The 15,610-nt window shown below is 58.3% G+C and carries 14 protein-coding genes; 9 read left to right on the top strand and 5 right to left on the bottom strand.

The annotated features are described in order from the left end of the window. Position 1: 1 nt before the first annotated feature. The 3 genes from aceE to ampD form a co-directional block, all read right to left on the bottom strand. The gene (gene aceE / locus G5253_RS11370; RefSeq protein WP_266134896.1) at positions 2-2,662 is read right to left on the bottom strand and encodes a pyruvate dehydrogenase (acetyl-transferring), homodimeric type; all 2,661 of its coding nucleotides are present in this window, start codon (positions 2,660-2,662) and stop codon (positions 2-4) included. Positions 2,663-2,741: 79 nt separating this feature from the next. Then, a complete protein-coding gene (pdhR, locus tag G5253_RS11375) occupies positions 2,742-3,506 on the bottom strand; it encodes a pyruvate dehydrogenase complex transcriptional repressor PdhR (RefSeq protein ID WP_005336127.1) in 765 nt (254 codons plus the stop codon). A 278-nt stretch (positions 3,507-3,784) separates the two neighbouring features. Further along, positions 3,785-4,360, bottom strand: a complete 576-nt coding sequence (gene ampD / locus G5253_RS11380; RefSeq protein ID WP_216952197.1) for a 1,6-anhydro-N-acetylmuramyl-L-alanine amidase AmpD — start codon at positions 4,358-4,360, stop codon at positions 3,785-3,787. A 130-nt stretch (positions 4,361-4,490) separates the two neighbouring features. On the opposite strand from ampD, the gene G5253_RS11385 reads away from it, so the two are divergent. From G5253_RS11385 to yacG, 9 genes are all read left to right on the top strand, one after another. Then, positions 4,491-4,961, top strand: coding sequence for a retropepsin-like aspartic protease family protein (locus G5253_RS11385; protein ID WP_421203354.1), 471 nt, complete (start codon positions 4,491-4,493; stop codon positions 4,959-4,961). Positions 4,962-4,964: 3 nt separating this feature from the next. Beyond that, positions 4,965-5,828, top strand: coding sequence for a carboxylating nicotinate-nucleotide diphosphorylase (gene nadC / locus G5253_RS11390; protein ID WP_421203356.1), 864 nt, complete (start codon positions 4,965-4,967; stop codon positions 5,826-5,828). A gap of 326 nt (positions 5,829-6,154) precedes the next feature. Continuing rightward, positions 6,155-6,595 (top strand): pilin, encoded by a 441-nt coding sequence (locus tag G5253_RS11395; RefSeq protein WP_288728883.1) that lies wholly within the window; start codon positions 6,155-6,157, stop codon positions 6,593-6,595. Positions 6,596-6,598: 3 nt separating this feature from the next. Continuing rightward, positions 6,599-8,305: a PilB family type IVa pilus assembly ATPase TapB gene (tapB, locus tag G5253_RS11400; protein WP_216952199.1), complete on the top strand. Its 1,707-nt coding sequence runs from the start codon at positions 6,599-6,601 to the stop codon at positions 8,303-8,305. 129 nt (positions 8,306-8,434) lie between these two features. Beyond that, positions 8,435-9,676, top strand: coding sequence for a type II secretion system F family protein (locus G5253_RS11405; protein ID WP_216952200.1), 1,242 nt, complete (start codon positions 8,435-8,437; stop codon positions 9,674-9,676). A gap of 60 nt (positions 9,677-9,736) precedes the next feature. Then, positions 9,737-10,609, top strand: a complete 873-nt coding sequence (locus G5253_RS11410; RefSeq protein ID WP_421203358.1) for a prepilin peptidase — start codon at positions 9,737-9,739, stop codon at positions 10,607-10,609. A gap of 14 nt (positions 10,610-10,623) precedes the next feature. Then, complete coding sequence (gene coaE, locus G5253_RS11415; RefSeq protein ID WP_421203360.1) at positions 10,624-11,238, top strand: dephospho-CoA kinase; 615 nt, start codon at positions 10,624-10,626, stop codon at positions 11,236-11,238. 37 nt (positions 11,239-11,275) lie between these two features. Next, complete coding sequence (gene zapD / locus G5253_RS11420; RefSeq protein WP_216952203.1) at positions 11,276-11,998, top strand: cell division protein ZapD; 723 nt, start codon at positions 11,276-11,278, stop codon at positions 11,996-11,998. Between the two features lie 9 nt (positions 11,999-12,007). Then, positions 12,008-12,202 (top strand): DNA gyrase inhibitor YacG, encoded by a 195-nt coding sequence (yacG, locus tag G5253_RS11425; RefSeq protein ID WP_216952204.1) that lies wholly within the window; start codon positions 12,008-12,010, stop codon positions 12,200-12,202. A 75-nt stretch (positions 12,203-12,277) separates the two neighbouring features. Here yacG and mutT read toward each other — a convergent pair whose 3' ends face one another. Then, a complete protein-coding gene (gene mutT / locus G5253_RS11430; protein ID WP_197927995.1) occupies positions 12,278-12,682 on the bottom strand; it encodes an 8-oxo-dGTP diphosphatase MutT in 405 nt (134 codons plus the stop codon). Positions 12,683-12,867: 185 nt separating this feature from the next. Further along, positions 12,868-15,588, bottom strand: coding sequence for a preprotein translocase subunit SecA (gene secA, locus G5253_RS11435; protein ID WP_266134903.1), 2,721 nt, complete (start codon positions 15,586-15,588; stop codon positions 12,868-12,870). Positions 15,589-15,610: the final 22 nt, after the last annotated feature.

The following is a 15,610-nucleotide window of genomic DNA, read 5'->3' on the forward strand; positions in this document are numbered from 1 at the left end:
CTTACGCGTACAGCGGGTTGACCTTGTCGGCATCGATGCCGTACTTGGCGATGGCGTCGGCCACAACCTGCTTGTCTACCTCGCCGCGCTTGGCCAGTTCGGTCAGGGCAGCAACCACCACGTAGAACTCGTTCACTTCGAAGTGACGACGCAGGTTGGCACGGCTGTCGGAACGGCCGTAACCGTCGGTACCCAGCACGCGGTAGTTCTCGGTCGGAACGAAGGCGCGAACCTGATCGGCGAAGGACTTCATGTAGTCGGTCGCAGCGATGGTTGCTTCGGAACCCAGTACCTGAGCGATGTACGGTACGCGAGCTTCGGCAGTCGGGTGCAGCATGTTCCAGCGATCCGCGTCCTGACCGTCACGGGCCAGCTCGTTGAAGGAGGTGACGCTGAACACATCGGAACCAATGCCGTACTCGCTGGCCAGGATCTGGGCAGCCTTGCGTACGTGACCCAGGATGGAACCACAACCCAGCAGCTGAACTTTCGCCTTGGCACCGGCTACGGATTCCAGCTTGTAGATACCCTTGCGGATGCCTTCCTCGGCGCCTTCCGGCATGGCCGGCATGGCGTAGTTCTCGTTCAGGGTGGTGATGTAGTAGAACACGTTCTCCGGGTTCTCACCGTACATGCGGCGCAGGCCGTCCTGTACGATCACCGCCACTTCATAGGCGTAGGACGGATCGTAGGAGATGCAGTTCGGGATGGTGTTCGCCAGGATGTGGCTGTGACCATCTTCGTGCTGCAGACCTTCGCCGTTCAGGGTAGTACGACCGGAGGTCGCACCCAGCAGGAAGCCACGGGCTTGCTGGTCACCGGCTGCCCACGCCATGTCGCCGATCCGCTGGAAGCCGAACATGGAGTAGTAGATGTAGAACGGGATCATCGGGCAATCGTTGGTACTGTAAGAGGTCGCAGCAGCCAGCCAGGAGGACATGGCGCCCAGCTCGTTGATACCGTCTTGCAGAACCTGACCCTGCTTGTCTTCCTTGTAGTAGGAGACGATGTCGCGATCTTGCGGGGTGTACTGCTGACCGTGCGGGCTGTAGATACCGATCTGGCGGAACAGACCTTCCATACCGAAGGTACGGGCTTCGTCAGCCAGGATCGGAACGATGCGCTTGCCGATGGACTTGTCTTTCAGCATCACGTTCAGGGAACGCACGAACGCCATGGTGGTGGAGATTTCGCGCGCCTGCTCACCCAGCAGCGGGCCGAAGGCATCCAGTGCCGGGATTTCCAGCTTGGTGGTGCTTTCGCGCAGACGGGTCGGCAGATAGCCTTTCAGGGCGGTGCGACGGTCGTGCAGGTATTTGTGCTCGGCAGAACCGGCTTCGATCTTCAGGTACGGCAGATCGGCCAGCTGCTCGTCGGCCACCGGCAGGTTGAAGCGGTCACGCAGGTGACGCACGGAGTCCAGCTCCATCTTCTTGACCTGGTGAGCGATGTTCTTGCCTTCAGCCGCTTCACCCATGCCGTAACCCTTGATGGTCTTGGCCAGAATAACGGTCGGCTTGCCCTTGGTCTGGGTCGCCTTGTTGAATGCAGCGAACAGTTTGCGAGGATCGTGACCACCGCGGTTCAGAGCGAAGATCTCCTCGTCGGTCATGTCTTTGACCAGCGCGGCAGTTTCCGGATAACGATTGAAGAAGTGCTCGCGGATGTAGCCACCGTCGCGGGACTTCATGGTCTGGTAGTCGCCGTCTACGGTCTCGTTCATCAGCTGGATCAGCTTGCCGGAAGTGTCTTTCTTCAGCAGCTCATCCCACTTGCGACCCCAGATCACCTTGGTGACATCCCAACCGGCGCCAGCGAACAGGCCTTCCAGCTCGTTGATGACCTTGCCGTTACCGACAACCGGACCATCCAGACGCTGCAGGTTGCAGTTAACCACGAACACCAGGTTGTCGAGCTTTTCACGCACGGCAACGGTCAGAGCACCTTTGGCTTCCGGCTCGTCCATCTCGCCGTCACCCAGGAAGGCGTAAACGGTCTGCTCGGAGCAATCCTTGATGCCACGGTCGGTCAGGTACTTCAGGAAGCGAGCCTGATAGATGGCGGCGATGGGGCCCAGACCCATGGAGACGGTCGGAAACTGCCAGAAGTCCGGCATCAGTTTCGGGTGCGGATAGGAAGGGATACCCTTGCCGTCCACTTCCTGACGGAAGTTGTCCAGCTGCTCTTCGGTCAGACGACCCTCAGCAAAGGCGCGAGCATAGATGCCCGGGGAGATATGACCCTGGAAGTAAACCAGATCGCCACCATCCTTCTCGTTGCGAGCACGGAAGAAGTGGTTGAAGCAGACATCATAGATGGTCGCAGAAGAAGCGAAGGAAGACATGTGACCACCCAGGTCCAGGTCTTTCTTGGACGCGCGCAGCACGATCATCATGGCGTTCCAGCGGATGATGGCGCGAATGCGGCGTTCCATCTCCAGGTCACCCGGGTAGTCCGGCTCATCGCTGGACGGGATGGTGTTGATGTAATCGCGATTTGCCTTGGCAGCCACGTCCACACCGCTTACGCGGGCTTTCTCGGCCAACTGTTCAAGGATGAACTGAGCGCGTTGCGGACCCTCTTCACGCAGCAGGGATTCCAGAGAGGCAAGCCACTCCAGCGTTTCTATCGGGTCCACATCGTTCTTCAGGATATCAGACATGGCTGGTTCCTATGTTGTTGTGATTGCACGGCATTGCACGGCGAAGGGCGCAAGCATTCGACAATAAAGCCTTGTGGGATTAGTTTTCCTGCTGACGGATCCGACGCATGGATCGCTGGATCCGGCTGTCTTCCCTCTGCATATCCAACAAGGTGTCCTCGATAAAGGCCAGATGCTCATGACAAGCTGTTCTGGCCCGCTCCGGAGCCCCCGAAAGAATAGCCTCGATCAGATTCGCGCGATGGCGACGTATCTTGGCTACCACTCCCGGGCGGCGATTCAAAATCTCGTTATTCTGCAGAATGTTCTGTTCGAGCATCGGGCTCATGGCCCGCAGCAGGTGCAGCAGCACCACGTTGTGGGACGCCTCGGCCACCGCCAGATAGAACTGGGTCACGGCTGCCGATTCGGCCACCAGCGAGCCCAGCTGGCCCGCCTCTTCGATAGTGGTTTGCACCTGACGAATACGCTCGAAATCAGACCCGGTTCCCCGCAAGGCCGCGTAGTAGGCACAGATGCCTTCCAGCGCGTGGCGAAACTCCAGCAGGTCATACTGGGCTTCCGGGTGGGTACTGAGCAGTTCGAACAGAGGATCGGCGATCCCCTTGCTCAGGGCATTCTGCACATAAGTGCCGCCGCCCTGACGGCGATAAAGCAATCCGCGCGCTTCCAGTCGCTGGATGGCTTCGCGCAGGGAGGGGCGCGATACCTGAAACTGGATGGCGAGTTCCCGCTCGGGAGGCAATTTCTGTCCCGGCTGCAGGCTGCCTTCCAGAATCATCTGTTCCAGCTCGGCGACAATGGAGTCGGCCAACTTGGGTTGCGTAATCTTGCGATAGGGCATGAGGCTACTTTGTTAAATTGGTATTACCAATTTCATGGATGGGGCGAAAATTAGCAGAGGCCTTTTGAAAAGTCCACTCAAAAGATGATCTGAGTCAAGAATCAGCCCTGCCACTTAAGAGGTAAAGCAGGGGAAACATGATTTAGCTCATAGAAAATGGTCTGACCAATATTCTTGACTTCGCTCACAAATAACATTTGCGCAACCAGAGACAAAAATGGCCTGCCAGATAGGCAAGCCATTGATTTTAAAATCCAAACTAAATTTGAATATTTACTTTAGCTGTTTAGTAGTTGCCGGTAGTAATCCCACTGGAAACTGGCTCCGGGATCCGTCTTGCGCCCTGGCGCGATATCGCAATGGCCGACAATTTTTTCGTGGGTGATGGCCGGATAGCGCTCCGAAATAGCTCGAGTGAGCCCTGCCAATGCCCGGTATTGAGCCTCGGTGTAGGGGATTTCGTCAGTCCCTTCCAGCTCGATGCCGATGGAGAAGTCATTGCATGCCTCCCTCCCCTGCCAGCTCGATACTCCCGCATGCCAGGCGCGCGCGCCAAACGGCACATACTGCACCAGCTCGCCATCACGGCGGATCAGGCAGTGGGCCGAGACTCGCAGCTGATGGATACCGGCAAAATAGGGGTGAGCCTCAGGGTCGAGTCGTCCCATAAAGAGATTGTCGATAAAGGGGCCACCAAACTTCCCCGGCGGCAGGCTGATGCCATGCACCACCAGTAGGGAGATATCATCCGGCGCGGCCCGCTCGTTATGATGGGGAGAAGGCACTCGGCGCGCCTGCTGGCACCAGCCAGCGGCATCGATAGAGAAACAAGGTTGCGAAGCGAGTTGAGTCATCGGCTACTCGAGTTGGCTGATAAATAGCGAGAAAACGAAGATACCTGATAGGCAATCCGGCACCAACTCACTGAATCCAAGGGAAATGGTATGTTAGGCTGAGTCATCTTCCGCTCGATATGGATGGGGTATGCAGCACACGGCACGCTGGATGTGGTTACTGGCCTGGCTCTCTTTGATGGGCCTGCTGACCCTCTATTTTCACTCCCGCAACCAACCCAGCGTCACCGCCAGCGGCGAGCTATTGCTGCGGGCCGACCAGAGAGGCCACTATCGTCTGGAGGGTGCCATCAACGGCCAGCCGGTGCAACTGCTGCTCGATACCGGCGCCACCCGTATCACCATCCCGCAGCAGGTTGCCGAGCGGCTCGGCCTGACCGCTCATGGCAGCAGCCAGGTCAATACCGCCGCGGGGCAGATCCGGGTCGGCAACGGCACCATCGAAACGCTGGCGATGGGGCCATTGACCTTGTACGATCTGGCCATCTTTATCAATCCGGCGGCAGACGGTGACGAAGTGCTGGTTGGCATGAACGCCCTCGGTCGGCTGGAGCTGGTTCAAAAGGAGCGGCAACTGCTGCTCAGACCCTTGCAGGAATAAGGCATGTTTCAACAGGATGTCAGCCGCGCCGTGCGCGCCGCACTACTCGAAGATCTGGGCGATGCCCTCACCACGCTGGACCAACCGGACGCCAGTGCCGATATCACCGCCCAGCTGATCCCGACCGACCGGATGGCCAGCGCCCGGGTTATAACCCGTGAAGCCGGTGTGTTCTGCGGCCAGCCCTGGGTGGATGAAGTGTTCGTACAACTCGGCGGCGATGTGAAGGTGGAGTGGAAGGTGCAGGATGGGGAGGTGCTCTCCCCCAATCAGGAGCTGTTCCGCCTCCATGGCCCTGCCCGCCTGCTGCTGACCGGCGAACGCAATGCCCTAAACTTTGTCCAGACCCTATCCGGCGTCGCCACCCTCACCGCTCGCTATGTGGCAGAGCTGGAGGGCACCGACTGCCGTCTGCTCGACACCCGCAAAACCATACCGGGGCTGCGCACCGCCCAGAAGTACGCGGTCACCTGCGGCGGCGGCAAGAATCATCGCATCGGCCTCTACGACGCTTACCTCATCAAAGAGAACCATATCCTCGCCTGTGGCGGCATTGCCGAGGCGATTAATGAGGCTCGTCATCTCAATCCGGGCAAACCGGTGGAGGTGGAAGTCGAATCGCTGGCAGAACTGGAGCTGGCGCTGGCGGCCAATGCCGATATCGTTATGCTCGATAACTTCGACGTGACCATGATGCGGGAAGCAGTCGCCATCAATCAGGGCCGCGCCAAGCTGGAAGTCTCCGGCAATGTGACCCTCGACACTCTGGCCGAGTTTGCAGCCACCGGCGTCGATTTTATCTCAGTCGGGGCGCTCACCAAGCATGTACGGGCACTCGATCTCTCCATGCGCTTTATCCAACCGTGAGACGTCCCCCACAGGCTTGAGCAAACACTCGATATAACCGGATAAACAACTTGCAAAAGGCGCCAGAGGCGCCTTTTCTTTATGCAGGATCCCTCGGCAAAGGAGTGTACAGACGGACCCTAACTCGGCCACAGAAAGAGTCATAGGAGGCTACTTCTTTTATGACACGCATCAAGTTTTTGCTAAATGAAAGAAGTGTGATTAACAAAATGGACAATCTCTGTTGCCACCCCTGACAGCTCGGATAAGATACTGACGTGCAGATGATTTTCCACCGGCACTTCCCAGGAACCAAGGATAAAAGGATATTTTCCATGAACAGCAAAATGAAGAAACAATCAGGTTTTACCCTTATTGAACTGATGATCGTGGTCGCGATCGTAGCCATTCTGGCGGCGATTGCACTACCGGCTTATCAGACCTACACACAGAAAGCACGTTTCACTGAAGTAATTTCTGCTGCTGGTCCGGCAAAAACAGCCATTGAAGTCTGTGTACAGTCCAGTTCGAATAACTGTATAGCAAAAGCTCAGGGCTCAGTCTCAGGAGCACAGACAACAACACCAAATGTCGCATCCGTAACAGTAAGCAGTAGTATCACTGATGCCGATACTCCGGCAGAGGGAGATACTTTCGAAATTCAAGCCGTAGGCACGGATGCTGTTGGTGGGTCAGACATAATTTTTGGTGGGACAGTAACTAGCGGTAGAGTGATTTGGACGCAACCAGCTTCCGGTTCTACTTGTATTGCTAATAATCTCTGCTAACGCATGACATCTAGCCCTAATAGCGGCCTGGCGTTAAGCCTGGCCGCCTCTTCACTGATCAGTGAAGAGGATTCCCAGCGCTATCTGAGCCAGGCCAAGGCCCAGCGCAAACCCTTTGTGACCTTTCTGATAGAAAACGACATTCTCGACAGCAAGGCGCTCGCCGATTTTTGCGAGCTGGAGTATGGGGTACCTCTGCTGGATCTTGCCGCCTTCGATTTGGCCGAGATCCCGCAGAAGTACCTCAATCAGAAGCTGATTGAGAAGCATCACGTGCTGCCCATCTATACCCAGGGCCACACCCTCTATATCGCCATGTCGGATCCGACCAATGTCTCGGCCCTGGAGGACTTTGGCTTCAGTTTCGGCCTTCATACCGAAGCGCTGCTGGTGGAGGAGAACAAGCTCACCGCCGCCATCGGCAAGCTGCTGGAGAGCGAAAACGACGCCCTCGGCATGGAGGATATCGACGAGGCCGAGATCTCCGACCTCGAGGTAAGCGACGAGAGCAGCAGGCTCGACGAGAGCGTCAATACCGCCGATGACGATGCCCCCATCGTCAAGTACATCAACAAGATCCTGATGGATGCCATCAAGCGCGGCGCCTCCGACCTGCACTTCGAGCCTTACGAATTCAAGTATCGGGTGCGCTTTCGCATCGATGGTATTTTGCACGAAATCGCAACCCCGCCGGTCAATCTGGCCAACCGCTTCTCTGCCCGCCTCAAGGTGATGGCGCGACTCGATATCGCCGAGCGGCGGCTGCCGCAGGATGGCCGCATCAAATTGAAGCTATCGCGCAACAAGTCGATGGATATGCGGGTCAACACCCTGCCCACCATGTGGGGGGAGAAGATCGTTATCCGTCTGCTCGACTCCTCGGCGGCCCGCCTCAATATCGAGCAGCTTGGCTTCGACGACCGCCAGAAGGCACAGTACCTGCGAGCCCTCTCGAAACCGCAGGGGATGATACTGGTCACCGGCCCCACCGGCTCGGGCAAGACGGTATCGCTCTATACCGGCCTCAATATTCTCAACACCACCGAGGTGAATATCTCTACCGCTGAAGATCCGGTGGAGATCAACCTGCCGGGCGTCAACCAGGTGCAGGTCAACCCCAAGGCGGGGCTGACCTTTGCCAGCGCTCTGCGCTCCTTCTTGCGGCAAGATCCGGATGTGGTGATGGTGGGGGAAATACGGGATCTCGAAACCGCCGAGATCGCCATCAAGGCGGCACAAACCGGCCACCTGGTGCTCTCGACCCTGCATACCAACTCGGCTGCCGAAACCCTGACCCGGATGATGAACATGGGGGTGCCCGCCTTCAATATCGCCTCTTCGGTCACCCTGATAATGGCCCAACGGCTGGCCCGCAAGCTGTGTGACCACTGCAAGGCGCCGGAGGTGGTGCCGGAAGCCGAGCTGCTGGAGCTGGGTTTTACCCCGCAGCAGCTGGCAGCCGGCTTGCGACTGTTCAAACCGGTTGGTTGCAAGGAGTGTTCCGGCGGCTACAAGGGGCGAGTCGGCATCTACGAAATCATGCTAATGTCGGAGAATATCGCCAAATTGATCATGCAGGGCGCCAACTCCCTGCAAATTGCGGCGATTGCCCAGAAAGAGGGCATGCGCACCCTGCGCACCTCGGGACTGGAGAAGGCACGGCTCGGTGTCACCAGCCTGGCCGAGGTCAACCGGGTCACCACCAATTAAACCTCGCCAAGATGCGAGCAAGATGATCTACCAGCAAGCGACCAGATGGTGCCAAGCCGTTTGAGGATATTTATCAGGTCAGATGGTTCAGGGGCTCCCTGACCATCCGCCCAATTGCAGGATGCAAAGATGGCAACCCTAACGAAAAAGAACACCCCCCCGAAAAAAGTCTTCGCCTTCCGCTGGCACGGGGTCAATCGCAAGGGGCAGAAGGTCTCCGGCGAGCTGCAGGCTGACAGCATCAATACCGTCAAGGCGGAGCTGCGCAAGCAGGGGGTAAACGTCACCAAGGTGGCCAAAAAATCCCAGGGGCTCTTCTCCAAGGGCGGCGCCAAGATCAAGCCGATGGATATCGCGATTATCTCCCGCCAGATCACCACCATGCTCTCCGCCGGCGTACCACTAGTACAGAGCCTGCAGATCATCGCCCGCAGCCACGAGAAAGCCGCCATGCGCGAGCTGATGGGTGAGATCGCCTCCGATGTTGAGACCGGAACCCCCATGTCGGAGGCGTTGCGCCGCCACCCTCGCCATTTTGACGATCTCTACTGCGATCTGGTTGAGGCGGGGGAGCAATCCGGTGCACTGGAGACCATCTACGACCGTATCGCCACCTATCGGGAAAAGTCGGAAGCGCTCAAGTCGAAGATCAAGAAGGCCATGTTCTATCCCACCATGGTTATTCTGGTGGCCATAGTAGTGACTTCCATCCTGCTGCTGTTCGTCATCCCCCAGTTCGAGGATATCTTCAAGAGCTTTGGCGCCGAGCTGCCGGTGTTCACCCAGTTTGTCATCGGCATCTCGCGCTTTATGCAGAACTGGTGGTATGTCTTCTTTGGCGGAGCTGCGCTCGCCATCTTCCTCTATGTGCGCGCCTGGCGCGCCTCCCAGAAGGTAAGGGACAATACCGACAAGTTTGTGCTCACCATCCCGGTAGTCGGTATGATCCTGCACAAGGCGGCCATGGCCCGCTTTGCCCGCACACTCTCAACCACTTTCTCGGCCGGTATCCCGCTGGTGGATGCTCTCATCTCGGCGGCCGGAGCCTCCGGCAACTATGTCTATCGCACCGCCGTTATGGCCATTCGCAACGAGGTGGTGGCCGGTATGCAGATCAACGTGGCAATGCGCACCGTCGATCTCTTCCCGGACATGGTGATCCAGATGGTGATGATCGGCGAGGAGTCCGGTGCCATCGATGATATGCTCTCCAAGGTTGCCACCATCTTCGAGCAAGAGGTGGACGACCTGGTCGATGGCCTTACCAGCCTGCTGGAACCCCTCATCATGGTGGTGCTCGGGGTGCTGGTCGGCGGCATGGTTATCGCCATGTACCTGCCCATTTTCAAACTTGGCGACGTGGTGGGTTGATTCATCAGGGCATGGAGCCAAAGCCATGCCCTTCACTCATTCAATAACTGACGGTTGGTTATGACACTTCTTCTCGAGCTGGCTCACGGCTTGCCATGGTTCTTTTTTTCGCTGGTTTTTATCTTTTCCCTGATGATCGGCAGTTTCCTCAACGTAGTTATCCACCGCCTGCCCATCATGCTGGAGCGAGAGTGGCAGGCCGAGTATCGCAGCTACTTCTCCCCCGACGAAGAGGCCATCGCACCAGAGCGCTACAACCTGATGGTACCGCGCTCCGCATGTCCTCACTGTGGTCACCCCATTACCGCCATCGAGAACATTCCGCTGCTGAGCTGGCTCTGGCTCAAGGGGCGTTGCCGCGACTGTCAGGCGCCCATCTCGGCCCGCTATCCGCTGGTAGAGCTGATAACAGCCCTGCTCTCGGTGGCCGTTGCCATGGTCATAACGCCGGGCTGGGGCACACTGGCCGCCCTGCTGCTGACTTGGGTATTGGTGGCCCTCACCTTTATCGATCTCGACAAGATGTTGCTGCCAGATCAGCTCACCCTGCCCCTGCTGTGGGGCGGTCTGCTGTTCAATCTGGCAGGTGGCTTCGTACCGCTGGCGGATGCCGTGGTTGGCGCCATGGTCGGCTATCTGGTGCTCTGGAGCCTCTACTGGGCCTTCAAGCTGCTCACTGGCAAGGAGGGGATGGGCTATGGCGACTTCAAGCTGCTGGCGGCCCTGGGTGCCTGGCTCGGCTGGCAGGCGCTGCCGATCATATTGCTGCTCTCATCCCTGGTCGGCGCCGTGATCGGCATCAGCCTGATCGCCTTGCACAAACACCATCAGGGCAAGCCCATCCCCTTCGGCCCCTACCTCGCCATCGCGGGCTGGATTGCCCTGCTGTGGGGCGATACCATCACCAACTGGTATCTCTCTACCCTGCTTTGAGCAAGAGGCCCCCCATGTATGTAGTTGCTATCACAGGCGGTATCGGCAGTGGCAAGACCACCATCGCCAATCAGTTTGCCGAACTGGGTATCGAGGTGGTGGATGCCGATGTGATCGCCCGCGAGGTCGTAGAGCCGGGCACCCCGGCCCTTGCCACCATCGCCGACCATTTTGGCCCGGATGTGATTGAGCCGAGCGGTCAACTCGAGCGTCGCACCCTGCGCGAGCGGGTCTTCAGCGACCCGCAGGCCAAGGAGTGGCTCAATGCTCTGCTCCATCCGCTGATTCGCAGTGAAATGCTGCGCCAGTGTGCCGCAGCCAGTTCTCCTTACTGCCTGCTGGTGGTGCCGCTTCTGGTGGAGAACAAACTCACCGGCCTCGCCGACCGGGTGCTGGTGATCGATGTGGACGAAGCGACCCAGATTGAACGCACCTGCCGTCGTGATGGCGTCAGCACCGAGCAGGCCAGAGCCATCATCGCAGCACAGGCCAGCCGGACAGAACGGCTCGCTGCGGCGGATGATGTCATCGAGAACGCCAATGGCAGCGAAATGGCGATAAAAACGCGGATTTTGGCATTGCACGAGACATATCTGGCATTTGCCTCTCAACAACCCCGTCAACAGTGAGTACACTAGGCCGGTTTATGGCTGGCCAGGATTAGGCATGATTTACGATTTTCCCCTCAATGAAAAAAGCCGGACCTACCTGCGTCTGGAGTCCCTGTTTTCCCAAATTCGCGACAATCTGGAGAGCGAGCAATCCTGGGCCCATATCGCCTTCTTCAAAGGGCTGTTCGATCTGCAGGAGCTGCTGGAGCGTGGTGACTTGCGCGCTGACCTTATCAAGGATCTGGAGCGTCTCGGCCAACGTCTGAGCCACTGGGCCAGCCTGCCCGACGTCGATCTGGAGCAGATCAAACAGATGCAGCAAGAGAGCAGCCAGCTCTCCCGCAACCTGCTCAACTCGCCACGCCCGGGAGCCCGCCTGAAAGAGGATCGTCTGCTCGGTTCCATTCGCCAGCGCTTCTCCATCCCGGGTGGCCTGTGTGCCTTCGACGTGCCCCAGCTGCACCACTGGCTCGGAACCCCGGCCATCACCCGTCACCAGCAGATGCAGGGCTGGCTTAGCGACATCACCCTGCTGATGAACGCCATCACCCTCTTGCTGCGTCTGTGGCGTGAATCGGGCAGCTTCAGCGAGCAGGTGGCGACCAACGGCTTCTTCCAGGACACCGCCGAAAGCGCCGAGCTGATCCGCATCAAGCTGCCGGGCAATCTGTTCTGCTACCCGACCCTGAGCGGCCACAAGAATCGTTTTGCCCTGCGCTTCCTGCCTACGGGCGAGCAGCAGATTGGCGATGTGCCATTCCAGCTCGCCTGCTGCTAAGGAGTACTTATGGTCACCAAGGTAAAGTGTCCGACCTGCCAGAGCGAAGTGGAGTGGGGCTCGCAGAGTCCGTTCCGACCTTTCTGCAGCAAACGCTGCCAGCTGATCGATCTCGGCGAGTGGGCTGATGAAGAGAAACGGATCCCCGGGGAGATCAACCCGGATCTGCTGCCAGAGCAGGAAGAGGGCGATCAGTGGCTATAAGCCCCTGGTCACTCTCCGCTATAAAATAAAAAAGGGCCGATGGGCCCTTTTTTGATGCTTGTTTTTGCAACCGGTTCAAGCCAGCAGGCCTTGAAGCCGCGCGACAATCGGACCGTTGGCATCGGGAAAGTGGTAGTTGTGCAGCTCGGCCACCGGCACCCATAGACACTCCTGCCCCTCCTTGCCGAACGGCTCGCCGCTGAAACGGGTCACCTTCCAGATATCCAGCAACACCTGCTTCTCGGGGTAGTCGTGCTGCAGCTCCATGAAAGGGGCACAATCCTGCACCCGGATGCCGATCTCTTCCCACAGCTCCCGATCCAGTGCGGTGAGAAGATCCTCGCCCGACTCGACCTTGCCACCTGGAAACTCCCAGCGATCCCCCTGATGGCGATCGGAGGAGCGTCTGGCGATAAAGATATCGCCCTGTTCATTCTCGATGACGCCAACCGCTACCCAGATCCGCTTTTTCTGTTCCATCTTGTTACCTTTGTACGCTATGGCTGACCAGGCCGTTCAATGCGCCCAACCTCCGGCTGGATGAACGGCCGATGATGCCTGATATCCGATAACCCTTGGTCAGATGGCGCCACCACAGTGACGTCGCCACCCTCTGACAAAAACAAGGCGGGCACCGGGCCCGCCTTGTCATAGCACTGCCTCGATCAGGTCAACTGACCGTGGCAATGCTTGTATTTCTTGCCTGAACCGCACGGGCAGGGATCGTTGCGACCAACCTTCTGCTCATCGCGCACGAAGGTGGTGTGGCCCTCTTCACCTGCGGCCTGTTCATCGGCCAGCTGGCTCTCAGCCGCGGCATGGGTGTAGGTACGGGGAGCGGCTTCCGCCTGCTGGCGCTGCTGCTCTTCCATCGCTTCCACATCGCGCTCCTGCACCTGAACACGGCTCAGGATGCTGACCACGTCGCGCTTGAGGGTTTCCAGCATCTGGGTGAACAGATCGAAGGATTCGCGCTTGTACTCCTGCTTGGGGTTCTTCTGGGCGTAGCCGCGCAGATGGATGCCCTGACGCAGGTGATCCATGGCCGCCAGATGCTCTTTCCACAGACCGTCCAGAGTTTGCAGCATCACTGCCTTCTCGAAGTTGCGTAGCACCTCTTTGCCAACCAGCTCCTCCTTGTGGGCATAGAGCTTGGTGGCTTCGTCCAGAATGCGCTCGCGCAGCTTCTCTTCATACAGCTTGTCATCTTCCGCCAGCCACTGCTGCAGCGGCAGATCCAGCGCGAAGTCTGCCTTCAGGCGCGCTTCCAGACCCGGCACATCCCACATCTCTTCCAGAGACTGGGGCGGGATGTACTCGTCAATCACGCTGCCGTAGACATCATCACGGATAACGTGGATGGTCTCGGAGATATCGTTGGTATCCAGCAGCTCGTTACGCTGCTCGTAAACCACTTTGCGCTGGTCGTTGGCCACATCGTCAAACTCCAGCAAGCTCTTGCGGATGTCGAAGTTGCGACCTTCCACCTTGCGCTGGGCATTTTCGATCGCCTTGGTGACCCAGGGGTGTTCGATGGCTTCGCCCTCTTCCATACCCAGCTTCTTCATCATGCCGGTGACGCGATCGGAGGCGAAGATCCGCATCAGAGTATCTTCCATGGAGAGGTAGAAGCGGGAGGAACCCGGGTCGCCCTGACGACCGGAACGGCCGCGCAGCTGGTTGTCGATACGACGGGATTCGTGACGCTCGGTGCCGATAATGTGCAGACCACCGGCGGCCAGCACCGCATCGTGGCGCACCTGCCAGGCCGCTTTCAGCTCGGCAATCTGCTCCTCGGTCGGGTTCTCCAGCTTGGCGATCTCTGCCTGCCAGTTGCCCCCGAGCACTATGTCGGTACCACGACCGGCCATGTTGGTGGCGATGGTGACCGCGCCAGTCTGGCCTGCCTGGGCAACGATCTCCGCTTCCATGGCGTGGAACTTGGCGTTCAGCACCTGATGCGGGATCTTCTCCTTGGTCAGGATGCCGGAGAGCAGCTCGGAGTTTTCGATGGAGACGGTACCCACCAGCACCGGCTGGCCGCGCTCCACACACTCGCGAATATCCTTGACGATGGCAGCATACTTCTCATTGGCGGTCAGGTAGACCAGATCGCCCATGTCTTTGCGCACCATCGGCTTGTTGGTCGGGATAACCACGGTATCCAGGCCATAAATCTGCTGGAATTCAAAGGCTTCGGTATCCGCAGTACCTGTCATCCCCGCCAGCTTGTTGTAGAGGCGGAAGTAGTTCTGGAAGGTGATGGATGCCAGCGTCTGGTTCTCGTTCTGGATCTTCACCCCTTCCTTCGCTTCAACGGCCTGATGCAGACCATCGGACCAGCGACGACCCGGCATGGTACGGCCGGTGTGCTCGTCGACGATGACGATCTCGTCTTTCTGGACGATATAGTCGACGTTGCGTTCGAACAGGGTGTGAGCGCGCAGACCCGCATTGACGTGGTGCAGCAGGCTGATGTTGGAGGCGGAGAACAGGGAGTCGTTCTCGTCCAGCAGCCCCTCTTTCTTGAGCAGCTCTTCCACGAAGATCTGACCGTTTTCGGTCAGCAGTGCCTGACGGTTCTTCTCGTCCACCGTGTAGTGACCGTCGCCGGTGTACTCTTCGGTGTCTTCCTTGTCCTGCTTGACCAGCAGCGGGATCAGCTTGTTGACGCGGATATAGAGCTCTGAGCTATCTTCAGCCGGGCCGGAGATGATGAGCGGAGTACGGGCTTCATCGATAAGCACCGAGTCCACCTCATCCACCAGCGCGTAGTTGAGCGGACGCTGTACGCGCTGCTCGGGCGAGAACGCCATGTTGTCGCGCAGGTAGTCAAAACCGAATTCGTTGTTGGTACCGTAGGTAATGTCGGCTGCGTAGGCGTCACGCTTCTGGGATGCATCCATACCGGGCACGTTGCAATCGACGGTCATGCCGAGGAAGGCAAACAGCGGGCGGTTCGCCTCCGCATCACGCTTGGCCAAATAGTCGTTCACCGTCACGACGTGCACACCGCGGCCACTCAGGGCGTTCAGGTAAGCTGGCAGAGTCGCAGTAAGAGTCTTACCTTCACCGGTTTTCATTTCCGCGATACGGTTGGAGTTCAGCACCATGCCGCCGATCAGCTGCACGTCGAAGTGACGCATGCCAAACACCCGCTTGGAGGCTTCACGCACGGTCGCGAACGCTTCCGGCAGCAACTGCTCCAGGGTCTCACCCTGCTCGATACGCTGACGATATTCAGCCGTTTTGGCCTGCAACTCGGCATCGGACAGAGCCTCGAACTGCGGCTCCATGGCATTGATCTGTTTTACAATTTTGCGCAAAGCCTTGAGCGTTCTGTCGTTCCGGCTGCCGATAATCTTGGTAAGCAGTGTGCTAATCATGGGTACCAACTATTTCTGGTTA

The sequence above is a fragment of the Aeromonas sp. 602658 genome (assembly GCF_049173005.1).
In the GTDB taxonomy this organism is placed as follows: Bacteria; Pseudomonadota; Gammaproteobacteria; order Enterobacterales; family Aeromonadaceae; genus Aeromonas; species Aeromonas veronii_A.

What these genes read in the sequence shown, in the direction of transcription:
- yacG (WP_216952204.1), top strand. Translation starts at nt 12,008, where the DNA reads ATGGTCACCAAGGTAAAGTGTCCGACCTGCCAGAGCGAAGTGGAGTGG.
- nadC (WP_421203356.1), top strand. Translation starts at nt 4,965, where the DNA reads ATGTTTCAACAGGATGTCAGCCGCGCCGTGCGCGCCGCACTACTCGAA.
- G5253_RS11410 (WP_421203358.1), top strand. Translation starts at nt 9,737, where the DNA reads ATGACACTTCTTCTCGAGCTGGCTCACGGCTTGCCATGGTTCTTTTTT.
- G5253_RS11385 (WP_421203354.1), top strand. Translation starts at nt 4,491, where the DNA reads ATGCAGCACACGGCACGCTGGATGTGGTTACTGGCCTGGCTCTCTTTG.
- secA (WP_266134903.1), bottom strand. Translation starts at nt 15,588, where the DNA reads ATGATTAGCACACTGCTTACCAAGATTATCGGCAGCCGGAACGACAGA.
- G5253_RS11405 (WP_216952200.1), top strand. Translation starts at nt 8,435, where the DNA reads ATGGCAACCCTAACGAAAAAGAACACCCCCCCGAAAAAAGTCTTCGCC.
- coaE (WP_421203360.1), top strand. Translation starts at nt 10,624, where the DNA reads ATGTATGTAGTTGCTATCACAGGCGGTATCGGCAGTGGCAAGACCACC.
- pdhR (WP_005336127.1), bottom strand. Translation starts at nt 3,506, where the DNA reads ATGCCCTATCGCAAGATTACGCAACCCAAGTTGGCCGACTCCATTGTC.
- zapD (WP_216952203.1), top strand. Translation starts at nt 11,276, where the DNA reads ATGATTTACGATTTTCCCCTCAATGAAAAAAGCCGGACCTACCTGCGT.
- G5253_RS11395 (WP_288728883.1), top strand. Translation starts at nt 6,155, where the DNA reads ATGAAGAAACAATCAGGTTTTACCCTTATTGAACTGATGATCGTGGTC.
- tapB (WP_216952199.1), top strand. Translation starts at nt 6,599, where the DNA reads ATGACATCTAGCCCTAATAGCGGCCTGGCGTTAAGCCTGGCCGCCTCT.
- mutT (WP_197927995.1), bottom strand. Translation starts at nt 12,682, where the DNA reads ATGGAACAGAAAAAGCGGATCTGGGTAGCGGTTGGCGTCATCGAGAAT.
- ampD (WP_216952197.1), bottom strand. Translation starts at nt 4,360, where the DNA reads ATGACTCAACTCGCTTCGCAACCTTGTTTCTCTATCGATGCCGCTGGC.
- aceE (WP_266134896.1), bottom strand. Translation starts at nt 2,662, where the DNA reads ATGTCTGATATCCTGAAGAACGATGTGGACCCGATAGAAACGCTGGAG.